This window comes from Cutibacterium sp. LaCa_255, from assembly GCF_057458005.1.
The window spans coordinates 2,124,603-2,136,239 of sequence record NZ_CP190956.1 but is presented as its reverse complement, the minus strand read 5'-3'; the positions used below and the strand labels follow the sequence as shown (position 1 = coordinate 2,136,239).

At 63.0% G+C, this 11,637-nt stretch carries 13 protein-coding genes; 12 read left to right on the top strand and 1 reads right to left on the bottom strand.

Features of this window, described 5'->3' with window-relative positions; genetic code table 11:
- Positions 1-216: 216 nt before the first annotated feature.
- Entirely contained in the window at positions 217-870 is a 654-nt protein-coding gene (locus tag ACP8ML_RS09715) for a hypothetical protein (protein WP_065673759.1), read from the bottom strand.
- Between the two features lie 169 nt (positions 871-1,039).
- Between ACP8ML_RS09715 and secY the strand changes: the two genes are divergently transcribed.
- The 12 genes from secY to rplQ all read left to right on the top strand — a co-directional run bounded on the left by secY (position 1,040) and on the right by rplQ (position 11,596).
- Positions 1,040-2,362: a preprotein translocase subunit SecY gene (gene secY, locus ACP8ML_RS09710; RefSeq protein ID WP_065673760.1), complete on the top strand. Its 1,323-nt coding sequence runs from the start codon at positions 1,040-1,042 to the stop codon at positions 2,360-2,362.
- Positions 2,359-2,928: an adenylate kinase gene (locus tag ACP8ML_RS09705; protein ID WP_065673761.1), complete on the top strand. Its 570-nt coding sequence runs from the start codon at positions 2,359-2,361 to the stop codon at positions 2,926-2,928. The genes secY and ACP8ML_RS09705 overlap by 4 nt, the downstream gene beginning before the upstream one ends.
- A 1-nt stretch (position 2,929) precedes the next feature.
- Positions 2,930-3,769, top strand: coding sequence for a type I methionyl aminopeptidase (gene map / locus ACP8ML_RS09700; protein WP_021107845.1), 840 nt, complete (start codon positions 2,930-2,932; stop codon positions 3,767-3,769).
- A gap of 637 nt (positions 3,770-4,406) precedes the next feature.
- The gene (locus ACP8ML_RS09695; RefSeq protein ID WP_249361272.1) at positions 4,407-4,910 is read left to right on the top strand and encodes an endonuclease domain-containing protein; all 504 of its coding nucleotides are present in this window, start codon (positions 4,407-4,409) and stop codon (positions 4,908-4,910) included.
- Between the two features lie 35 nt (positions 4,911-4,945).
- On the top strand, positions 4,946-7,042 hold the full coding sequence (locus ACP8ML_RS09690; protein ID WP_249361270.1) for a prolyl oligopeptidase family serine peptidase: 2,097 nt from the start codon (positions 4,946-4,948) through the stop codon (positions 7,040-7,042).
- A gap of 155 nt (positions 7,043-7,197) precedes the next feature.
- Positions 7,198-7,419 (top strand): translation initiation factor IF-1, encoded by a 222-nt coding sequence (gene infA / locus ACP8ML_RS09685; protein WP_002514837.1) that lies wholly within the window; start codon positions 7,198-7,200, stop codon positions 7,417-7,419.
- A 78-nt stretch (positions 7,420-7,497) separates the two neighbouring features.
- Positions 7,498-7,611, top strand: coding sequence for a 50S ribosomal protein L36 (rpmJ, locus tag ACP8ML_RS09680; protein WP_002514836.1), 114 nt, complete (start codon positions 7,498-7,500; stop codon positions 7,609-7,611).
- 378 nt (positions 7,612-7,989) lie between these two features.
- Positions 7,990-8,364 carry a 30S ribosomal protein S13 gene (gene rpsM, locus ACP8ML_RS09675; RefSeq protein WP_004809012.1) on the top strand — a complete coding sequence of 125 codons (375 nt, stop codon included), beginning with the start codon at positions 7,990-7,992 and terminating at the stop codon, positions 8,362-8,364.
- A 71-nt stretch (positions 8,365-8,435) separates the two neighbouring features.
- A complete protein-coding gene (rpsK, locus tag ACP8ML_RS09670; protein WP_004809011.1) occupies positions 8,436-8,843 on the top strand; it encodes a 30S ribosomal protein S11 in 408 nt (135 codons plus the stop codon).
- A gap of 30 nt (positions 8,844-8,873) precedes the next feature.
- Entirely contained in the window at positions 8,874-9,479 is a 606-nt protein-coding gene (rpsD, locus tag ACP8ML_RS09665; protein WP_004809010.1) for a 30S ribosomal protein S4, read from the top strand.
- 250 nt (positions 9,480-9,729) lie between these two features.
- Positions 9,730-10,749, top strand: a complete 1,020-nt coding sequence (locus ACP8ML_RS09660; protein ID WP_065673763.1) for a DNA-directed RNA polymerase subunit alpha — start codon at positions 9,730-9,732, stop codon at positions 10,747-10,749.
- A 265-nt stretch (positions 10,750-11,014) separates the two neighbouring features.
- Positions 11,015-11,596, top strand: coding sequence for a 50S ribosomal protein L17 (gene rplQ / locus ACP8ML_RS09655; protein WP_117189391.1), 582 nt, complete (start codon positions 11,015-11,017; stop codon positions 11,594-11,596).
- Positions 11,597-11,637 lie beyond the last annotated feature (41 nt).

Below are 11,637 nucleotides of genomic sequence, written 5' to 3'. Positions count from 1 at the left end.
GACATGGCATCAACGCTCAACTGATTCGGCGATCCGGCTCAGCCATACGGCATCACGGTTGCGGGACAGCGCCGGACTCTCACCGGCTTCTCCGTCACAGTTGTCGGTCCCGGGGCACACGGCCTCGGACGGCCCTTAGTCTACAGCGTGAGCTTCTGGGGTGCGACCTCGGCCACTTGACGAGCTTCGAGGGCCCTGATCGGGGGAAAGATCCCGTCAGATGATAATGACGGCAGCGACGAGCACAACCGTGATGCAGATCGTCATCCAGTTCGGGTGAACCTGAATTTCTCCGTCACGAGACATCCCGTCCCTGGGCTTCTTCTGGTCCGGCCCCTGCTCGGTCTGCGTCGCAGCCGTCGCCCTGGCCACGGGACGACGCTCGATCCTCTCCATCTCGATGAGACGAGCCGTCGAGTGGGAATCCAGCGACCACCTCATCGGAAGCTCGGAACCGACGATGACCTGCGGGACGTGGTCGACATTGCCCTTCATCGCGGTGGCCGTGCCGCGTGCCGGGGCAGCCCACGCCGAGATCGTGCGTGGCTTGCGTATCCCCTCGGCGTCAGGACGACGCTCGGCTGTCAGCGCCAGCCCCCAACGCCCGGTGACTTCGGTAATTCGACGCCAAGGAACGTCCCAAATTCGGAATTGATTGACGACGGTCACCCCATCGTCATTGATCCGAATTTCGGCAACTCCCCAAATGATCCACGTCAGCCACACGAAAAGCAGCAGGGCGGGCAGGTTCGTCAATCCAGCCAGACCGGATCGAATGAGGTCGAGAATCGTCAGCACGATGATTACCGCGAGGACGATCCCGACGCCGATTCGTCCTCGATGCGAGGAGATGATGATCGGCGGTCTCATGGCGCTCCAGACGGGGTCAGACAAGTGGTGGTGTGCGGTGACGTGGGTATTACCGTCGTGAGTTGATAGGCTACCCCCGCTGTGTCCATGCTCCCAGACATTTGCCTGCAGCGCGTCATGGGGGTTGGATCTGCGTAGTCAGTAGTCCACGAGATGGGAGAGGGCCCGGATGCTTTCCGCCTTCGCCAATGCCTTCAGAACGCCGGATCTTCGCCGCAAGATCCTGTTCACGCTCTTCATCCTGGCGGTTTTCAGGCTCGGGTCCGTCATCCCCGTCCCGAACGTCAACGTGTCTAACATCAACACGTGCGTCAGCCAGGCGAGTTCCGGGTCCTCTGCCGGTCTGTACTCGATGATCAGCCTGTTCTCGGGTGGCGCCCTGCTGAAGTTGGCGATCTTCGCGCTCGGCATCATGCCCTACATCACGGCGTCGATCATCCTGCAGCTGCTGACCGTCGTCATCCCGAAGCTGGAGACCCTCAAGAAGGAGGGCGCGTCCGGCCAGAACAAGATCACCCAGTACACCCGTTACCTCACCCTGGTGCTCGGCCTGCTGCAGGCGACGGCCTTCGTCACCCTGGCAACCTCGGGACGTCTGTTCACCGGCTGCGCCCTGCCGGTCGTGTACTCCACCTCGATCTTCGAGATCATCGTCATGATCCTGACAATGACGGCAGGCACGACAATCGTCATGTGGATGGGTGAGCTCGTCACCGAGCACGGTATCGGCAACGGCATGTCGATCATGATCTTCACCCAGATCGCTGCCCGCTTCCCCGACTCCCTGTGGTCCATCAAGGTTGCCCGTAACGGTGCCGGCCAGGCCCACGCCTGGTTCGTGTTCGGCTTGGTGATCGCCATCGGCCTCCTCGTCATGGCAGCCGTTGTCTTCATCGAGCAGGGCCAGCGGCGCATCCCGGTGCAGTATGCGAAGAGGATGGTCGGGCGCCGGATGCTCGGCGGCTCGACGACCTACATTCCGCTGAAGGTGAACCAGTCCGGCGTCATCCCGGTCATCTTCGCCTCGTCGATTCTGTACCTTCCGGTGCTTTATGCCACCTTCCGACCGCAGACCGACGCGGCGAAGTGGATTGGTCACTACTTCACACGTGGTGATCACCCGATTTACAACATCGTCTATTTCCTGCTGATCATCTTCTTCTGCTACTTCTACGTGGCCATCACTTTCGATCCCGTCGAGATGAGTGACAACATGAAGAAGTATGGTGGATTCATTCCCGGCATCCGGGCCGGGAAGCCCACCGAGGACTACTTGGCCTATGTGTTGTCGAGGCTGACGGCACCTGGGTCCTTGTACCTGGGCCTCATTTCGATGATCCCGACGCTCGCGTTCGTGTATCTCAAGGCGAACCAGAACTTCCCGTTCGGAGGTACGAGCATCCTCATCATCGTGGGTGTGGCGCTGGACACCGTCAAACAGGTCGAAAGCAAGTTGCAGCAACGACACTACGAAGGATTCCTGTCATCATGAGACTGCTGATCATGGGCGCCCCGGGCGCAGGCAAGGGAACTCAGGCCACCGCCATTGCTGAGCACTGCTCCGTGCCCGCGATCTCCACCGGCGACATGTTCCGTGCCAACATCAAGAACGGCACTGAGCTGGGCAAGAAGGTCAAGGCCATTATGGATGCCGGCGACCTCGTTCCCGACGAGCTGACCGATGCCATCGTCGTCGATCGCCTCCACCAGGACGACGCCGCCAACGGCTTCCTGCTCGACGGCTACCCCCGCAACATGCATCAGGTCGAGGCCCTCGACGCTTATCTCAAGGAGCACGGTCAGGAGCTCGACGCAGTCATCAGCCTCGACGTCGACCCCGAGCTGCTCACCCAGCGTCTGCTGAAGCGTGCTGAGATCGAGGGGCGTACCGACGACAACGAGGAGACCATCCGCAACCGTATGAAGGTCTACTCCTCCCAGACCGAGCCGCTCCTGGAGCATTACCGCTCGGCCGGCATTCTCGTTCCGGTTGACGGCGTCGGTGAGATCGACGAGGTGCGCCAGCGCATCTTCGCTGCTCTCGATTCGAAGAACTGACGTGCTGGGCCGCAATCGATTCCAGATCAAGACACCCGACCAGATCTGCAAGATGCGTCGGGCGGGACTGGTCGTCGCCGAGGGCTTGGAGGCCATGAGAGCGGTTGCCGTGCCTGGGGCCACCACCGCCGACATCGACCGGGCCGGCCGCGAGGTGCTCGAGCGTCACAACGCTGGTTCTAACTTCCTCAATTACGGGGGAGATTGGGGCCTGCCGCCCTATCCGGGCGTGGCATGTGTGAGCCCGAACGAGACCATCGTCCACGGCATCCCCGGTGATCGCGAGCTTAAGGACGGCGACATCGTCTCCATCGACTACGGAGCCATCGTCGACGGGTGGCACGGTGATGCCGCCCGAACGGTTCTGGTGGGAGACGTCAGCGAGGAGGCCAGGGCCTTGTCCGAGGTGACTCGTGAGTCCATGTGGGCCGGCATTGCCAAGGTCGCGGCCGGTGCTCGCATCGGTGACGTCTCCGCTGCTGTACAGGCCTCCCTGGAGTCCCACGACCGTGATTACGGGATCATCCGTGAGTACACCGGCCACGGGATCGGCACCGAGATGCACATGGATCCGGACGTCCCCAACTGGGGCCGAGCTGGACGTGGCCCGAAGATCGTCGAAGGTATGGTGCTGTGCATCGAGCCGATGGCGACTCTCGGTATGGAGGACACTGCCACCCTGGACGACGAGTGGACGGTTGTCACGGTGGACGGCTCGTGGGCCAGCCACTGGGAGAACACCGTTGCCGTGACCAGCAAAGGTCTGTGGGTGTTGTCCGAACCCGATGGCGGCAAGGCCGAACTCGAGAAGCGCGGAGTGCCATTCGGGCCTCTTGATTGAGATTGAGTTCTTGTGGTGGTCGCCGGGACGTTGGTCCCGGCGACCACTGTTTTGTGGGGGTAGAGGGTCGACACGCCCTATCTGGGATTCTCTGCGGCTCAACCAGGTTCGGAACTCGTCGTTACTACACGGAGCTGCCAAAAACTGCGCTTGGTAACGTGAACATCGTGTGTTTGGCCTAATTTTTGGCAGCTCCGTGTAGTTGTCCCCACGTAACAGCCAACCGCCGCACCAAAAAATACCTGTGGACAAGTGAAGGATCCGGCTTGCGTTGACGATAACTGTCAATGTGAGAACTTCTGATGTTGCGAGCCATGGTGTGCCATCCGAGCTCTGCCCCGGCGGCGTGGTGTCCACAGGTGTGCTTTCGTGCTTCGGCCTCGATCGTGAAGCGATCCGGTCAGCGAAGAAGAGGGGTGAACTCAGCTGGCTGAGAATGGGTTGGTGGGCCCTACCGGATGCCGACCACGACGTCGTCACCGCGGTGAGGGCAGGAGGCGTGCTGGGGTGTGTCAGTGCTCTGAAGATGATCGGGGTCTGGTCGCCGCCCGATTCGCAGATCCATTGCCGGGGCCACCGCGAACCACTGTCCCCGGCTGTTCGTTCCTGTCCCGCGCCTCGTCGCGCTGCCCCCATCATGGCAGTCGATCCGCCCGACATTGCTGTGCAGTCAGTCGTGCGCTGCCTCGATCGTGATGAAGCCGTGGCGGTCCTCGACTCTGTGCTGCGGAAAGGGGTACTCACTCGCGAACGGCTTGAGGAGTGTCTTTCGCCGATACCGGCGGGTCGGCGCATCCTTCCCGACCTCGGCTGGGCCGACTCAGGTGCCGAGTCCCTCGTCCGATGCCGGTTACGCCGCCTCGGTCTCCCCGTGAGAACTCAGGCCAGCATCGATGGCGTGGGGAGAGTCGACATGCTGGTGGGGAGCCGGCTCGTCATCGAAGTCGATTCGGTGGCACACCACACGGATGCCTTCGCATATTCCAACGATCGTCGTCGTGATCTTGAACTCGTTTCCCGCGGCTATCTCGTCGTCCGGATCACCTGGCACCAAGTCATGTACGACTGGGAGTGCGTCGAGCAGCACATTCTGGAGATCGTCGGTGCCGGTGACCACCTGGGTCGTGTCCGGGCAGCCTGACAACAGGGGTTGACGAGGGTGGTTGTATGTCTGCCATGAGCTTTGCCATAGGCCCTGCCCCACAGACTCGCCGTGACGACGTTGTCGAGATCCTCCACGGGCGCACCATCGAAGACCCGTACCGCTGGCTCGAGGACGCCGATTCCCCCGACACCGTCGACTGGGTGGAACGACAGCGAGCCTTCACCGAGGAAGCCTTCACCAAGCTGAGAACCCGGGAGGCGTTCCGCAACCGACTCACTGAGCTGTACTCCCTTCCTGGCGACACGATCGACAAGCACTGCGGCGGTCGCTATCTCATGTGGCACGACGACGGTGATGCCGCCCAGCCAGTGGTTCAGGCGGCCGAGGACTGGCGCGACCTGTTCGATCGTCCCATCACTCTCCTCGATCCCAACGATTGGTCCGAGGACGGTACGACCTCCCTCAAGGATGCGGCCATCAGCCCCGACGGCTCGACCCTGGCGTGGGCGAGCTCGGCGGCCGGCTCGGACTGGACCTCCTTCACCCTCCGCAACGTGGCCACCGGCGAGGAGCGCGACCCCAGAATCCGTACCAAGTTCAGTACGGTCAGCTGGTTCCCAGATTCAGTGAGCCTGCTCGTCCTGGACTTCCCGGACAAGGAAACTGGTGAGACCGCGGTCACCAAGGCCGCGGGCGACCCACGTCTTGTCATGGTCCGCACCGACACTGGTGAGCGGACCGAGGTGCTTCCGGCTGGCCCGGAGGGGACCTTTTACTGGGGTGGGATCAGTCACGAAACCGACGAGAACGGCGACCGCACCGGGGAGGGCTGGGTGGTCGTCAGCGACATCATCGGCACCTCCCACAACAGCGGGCTGACGGTCTTCCGTCATCACCTCGTCGACGGACACTCCGTGGTCGAGAAAGGGCGTCGCATTGCCGAGGCTGACGCGAGTCATCATCCCGTCGGCATCGTCGGCTCAACGTTCTTTGTCCTCACTGACGACATCACCCCGACCTACCGACTCGTCGCCATTGACCTTGCGGCGGACGAACCAACTCCGAGCGAGGTCATTGCGTCCTCGGAGTACCCGTTGTCGACGGTGGTCCTGGCCGGGGAGACCCTCGTCGCCGTGTACATGGTTGACGTCTCGCCGCGCATCAGCCGATGGTCTACTTCAGGGGAGCATCTCGGTGACGTCGACATCGAGGCTGGTGACGTCCATCTCACCGCTCCCGACGAGCACCAACCCGACGTGTTCATTCACGCCACGGGCCCGAGCAGCCCGAACGTCGTTTACCACCTCGACGCCACATCCGGTGAGTTGGAGAAGATTCAGTCCGCCGAAGTTGGCCAGTTCCATGCCGGTGTGGAGCGTCGTCATGCCACGAGTGTCGACGGCACCCAGGTGCCCTACTGGTACATGCGCGACGAGTCCAACGACGCGACCGGGCCCCTGCCGACCATCGTCTACGGATATGGCGGATTCGACATCACCATCACCAACACCCATTCCCCTCTGTGGCAGGCGTGGATGGAGGCCGGCGGTGCGGTCGCCCTCGTCAACGCTCGTGGCGGTGGCGAGTTCGGATCCGAGTGGTACCGCGACGGTGTTCTCGACAACAAGCAGCACGTTTTCGACGACCACATCGCCGTTCTCCTTGACCTCATCGAGGCCGGACTGGCGACCCCAGCCACCCTGGCAATCAGTGGTGGTTCCAATGGTGGTCTGATGGTCGGTGCCGTGCTCACCCAGCGTCCGGAGCTACTAGCTGCGGCAGTTCCCGAGGTCGGAGTGCTCGACTTGCTGAGGTTCCACAAGTTCTCCTCGGGGGCTGCATGGATGTCGGACTACGGCAACCCGGAGGACACCCACGACTTCGAGGTCGAGCTGGCCTACTCGCCGCTGCACAACGTGGGGGAGGGACGCCACTACCCGGCGACCCTCGTCATGACCGGTGACCACGACGATCGCGTCGTGCCGGCCCACAGCCACAAGTTCACCGCCACCCTGCAGCGAGCCCAGGGAGGGGACGCCCCGATCCTCACCCGCATCGACCAGTCGGTGGGGCATGGTGCCGGGCGTCCCCGTGCTTCCCGCGTCGATGCGTCCGCTGACAAACTCGCCTTCATCGCTGAGTTCACGGGCCTGACACCGCGGTTCTGACCTCGTCTCGGTTCTCTACCGGCACGGCCTGGTGATGACGCCGCCGCCAATTTGGGGCGACGGCATCAAGCAGGTATCGTTAGCTGTTGGCTCCTTCTGTGCGGAGCCAACAGCCGTGCCCGCAGGGGGTACGGCCAGCGGACAGATGGGACGTAATGGCCAAGAAAGAGGGAGCACTCGAACTGGAGGGAACTGTCGTTGAGGCTTTGCCCAACGCCATGTTCCGTGTCGAACTCAAGAACGGGCACCGCGTTCTTGCCACGATCAGCGGCAAGATGCGTCAGCACTACATCCGAATCCTGCCGTCGGACCGTGTCGTCGTTGAGCTGTCGCCCTATGACCTCACTCGCGGTCGGATCGTCTACCGCCACAAGTGAGCTGCGGCTCATTGCCAAGCGCTTAACGGCGCACCACCCAGGTTCCCGCCAGGGGATCGTTACGCGAAAGAGAATCTCATGAAGGTTCAGCCGAGCGTCAAGAAGATCTGCGACAAGTGCAAGGTCATCCGTCGCCACGGCCGCGTGATGGTCATCTGCGACAACCCGCGCCACAAGCAGCGTCAGGGCTGAGCCCACGCCGCGACGGGATCGCAGATCGTCCACGCGACGGTCAGCAGGAATGCAGGGGTTCGGCCCCTGAGGTCCACCGTCAGGCCCACCCGCCAGGTGGGAGCGGTGAACAATTGAACTGCACAACAGAAAACGCACCGGTTGCACACGCTGGTGCAGACCTCCCGGGCATTGCCCGGGACACCGTGGAAGCACGTCCCGGAGCCCCGCTCGAAACCATCGAGCACGGATCTGGGCCACCACCCCCGGACGAAGGCCGGGGCCTCGTCGGACGGTCAGACACCGCCCATCGTTCCCAGGAATGACGAGGACGCTCCACGCCGGACACCTTCGCGGCTCGACTTCGTTCGGGTCGAACGAACAAGAAAGGGATGCCACATGGCACGCCTCATCGGAGTTGACCTGCCGCGCGACAAGCGCCTCGAGGTCGCCCTGACCTACATCTACGGAATCGGCCGCACTCGCGCCACCGAGACTCTGAAGGCCACCGAAATCAGCGGTGACCTGCGCGTCCACGAGCTGACCGACGATCAGCTCGTGGCTCTGCGTGACCACATCGAGGCCAACTACCACGTCGAAGGTGACCTTCGTCGTGAGGTGGCCGCTGACATCCGCCGCAAGATCGAGATCGGCACCTACCAGGGCCGTCGTCACCGCAGCGGACTCCCGGTCCGTGGTCAGCGCACCCGCACCAACGCCCGTACCCGCAAGGGCAAGAAGAAGGCCGTCGCCGGCAAGAAGAAGGCCAAGTGAGTCACTGCCCATCGGGCACTCACCAACCTTCATCGATGCGCAGATCACACTGATTTCAGGAGAGACATCACATGGCTACTGCAGGCCGCAAGGCTGCACCCAAGACCAAGGTGCGCCGCAAGGAGAAGAAGAACGTCGTCGCCGGACAGGCGCACATCAAGAGCACGTTCAACAACACCATCATCGCCATCACCGATCCTTCCGGTGCGGTGATCTCGTGGGCCTCTGCCGGCACCGTCGGCTTCAAGGGCTCTCGTAAGTCCACCCCGTTCGCCGCTCAGATGGCCGCCGAGGCCGCTGGACGTCGCGCCATGGAGCATGGCATGAAGCGGGTTGACGTCTTCGTCAAAGGTCCCGGTTCCGGCCGTGAGACCGCCATCCGTTCCCTCGGGGCCGTCGGCCTGGAGATCGGTCCGATCTCCGACGTCACCCCCGTTCCGCACAACGGATGCCGCCCGCCGAAGCGCCGCCGCGTCTGACCCACTCCGAGAGCAAAGGACTGATACACAATGGCCCGTTACACCGGCCCCCTCACCAAGAAGTCCCGTCGCCTCGGGACTGACCTTGTCGGCAACGACAAGTCCTTCGAGCGTCGTCCGTACCCTCCGGGTGTCCACGGTCGCGGTCGTACCAAGGATTCCGAGTACTCGCTGCAGCTGCGCGAGAAGCAGAAGGCTCGTTACGCCTATGGCGTCCTGGAGAAGCAGTTCCGTCGTTACTACGAGGAGGCGGATCGCGCCCAGGGCAAGACTGGTGACGTCCTGCTGCAGATCCTCGAGTCGCGTCTCGACAACGTCGTGTACCGCGCCGGACTTGCTGCCACCCGTCGTCAGGCTCGCCAGATGGTCAGCCACGGCCACTTCCTGGTCAACGGCAAGAAGGTCAACATTCCTTCCTACCGCGTGAGCACCCACGACATCATCGACGTTCGCGAGAAGTCCAAGGACCTTCACCCGATCGTCGTCGCCCGCGAGACCTTCGAGACCCGCGACGTTCCGGCCTGGCTGGAGGTGCGTCCGAACAAGGGACGCATCCTGATCCACCAGCTGCCCACCCGTGAGCAGATCGTCGTCGACGTCAACGAGCAGGCCATCGTCGAGCTCTACTCCAAGTGATCCGAGAGGTCACCCCCTTGGATCCCCGAGGGGGCCAAGTCACTGCGTATCTTCACCGGCTCGGTGATTGCGCATTGCTCTGAGGCCACCTGGAAGCTGATGAGGGGTGACCCCTTGCAGCCCAGCTTTCCCCGGGTCGACTTCGGTCGGCCCGGGGATGCAACAACTGAATAACCTTGCGGCGGGGAGTTCCCGTCATCCTGTTCCCCTCTGCGCCTTCATATAGCGGTCGGCGCGAAAGGTAGAAAACATGCTCATCGCACAGCGTCCCACCCTCACCGAGGAGTCCATCTCCGAGTTCCGCTCGAAGTTCATCATCGAGCCCCTGGAGCCCGGCTTCGGCTACACCATCGGCAACTCGCTGCGTCGCACCCTGCTGTCGTCCATCCCGGGCGCCTCTGTGACGAGCATCAAGATCGAGGGAGTCCAGCACGAGTTCTCCACCATCGAGGGCTGTGTCGAGGACGTCACCGAGATCATCCTGAACCTCAAGGGCCTGGTCCTCTCCTCTGAGGAGGACGAGCCCGTCGCTATGTACCTGCGCAAGTCCGGCGCCGGCGAGATCACCGCTGCCGACATCAACCCGCCGGCCGGTGTGACCATCCATAACCCGGACCTGCACATCGCCACCCTCAACGACGATGGTCGCTTCGAGATGGAGCTCATCGTCGAGCGTGGACGCGGCTACGTATCCAACGCCCTCAACGACGACCCGAACTCCGAGATCGGTCGCATCGCCGTCGACTCCATCTACTCCCCGGTCCTCAAGGTCACCTACAAGGTCGAGGCCACCCGAGTCGAGCAGCGCACCGACTTCGACAAGCTCGTCGTCGACGTCGAGACCAAGCCGAGCATTCAGCCGCGCGACGCCGTCGCTTCTGCCGGTAAGACCCTTGTCGAGCTGTTCGGTCTGACGCGTGAGCTCAATGCCGACGCCGAGGGCATCGAGATCGGTGCCGGCCCGGTTGACGAGGAGTACGCCGAGAGCCTCGGAACCCCGGTTGAGGAGCTCAACCTCACCGTCCGTTCCTACAACTGCCTCAAGCGCGAGGGCATCCACACCGTCGGAGAGCTTGTCTCCCGCTCCGAGCAGGATCTGCTCGCCATCCGCAACTTCGGATCCAAGTCCATCGACGAGGTCAAGGAGAAGCTGACCGAGCTCGGTCTGGCTCTCAAGGACTCCGCCCCGGGCTTTGACCCACTCGCCGCCGCCGAGGCCTACGACGAGGCCAGTGACGACGATGATTTCGCGGAGACCGAGCAGTACTGAGCTGATTGATGCAGGGACCCCTGCATCCCCCGAGCGAGTCGGCTCTGCTTCGCAGTCGCGGGTTTGCCTGCGGTTGAGTAGCGGGTCGAGTCGCTCTTGACAACCAAAGATTTCCTCTCTTCGGAGGGGAGGCCAGGGGGGTGGACCCTGGCCACACCCCCACCCGTCGCTTGACGGGGAACGGGAGGGGAGGACAACCGTCCTCCCTCAGCCGGATCGCGGCGGGTCCACCTGCCCGCCACACCGACACACAAGGAGAAAAAGAATGCCGAAGCCCACTAAGGGTCCCCGTCTTGGCGGTTCCCCCGCCCACGAGCGGATCATCTTGCGCAACCTGGCCAGCCAGCTCTTCGAGCACGGCCATGTCGTGACCACCGTCACCAAGGCCAAGCGCGTCCGCCCGCTCGCCGAGAAGCTCATCAACCGAGCCAAGACCGACACCGTCGCCAACCGTCGCATCGTCAACCGCACGATCACCGACCGCGGCGTCGTGCACATCCTCTTCACCGAGATCGGCCCCCTCATGGAAGGTCGCGACGGCGGTTACACCCGCATCACCCGCATCGGCAACCGCAAGGGCGACAACGCCCCCATGGCCGTCATCGAGGTCGTCACCGAGAAGGTATCCTCCAAGGCTCCGGCCAGCGCTGCTGACGCCAAGGCGCAGATCAACACCGCCACCGAGGTGGCTGATGCCAAGGAGCCCGAGGTCAAGGAGGTCGCCCCCGAGAAGACCGAGGGTGACGCCGCTATCGAGCACAACACCCTGGCCGAGAACGCCGCTGCTGACGCCCCCGTGGCCGTTGAGCAGGACGCCGTTGAGGCCGAGGAGAAGACTCAGGCCTGATCCTCCTTCCTTGAAACACCCGAGCGCCGGTCCCTGAGGGG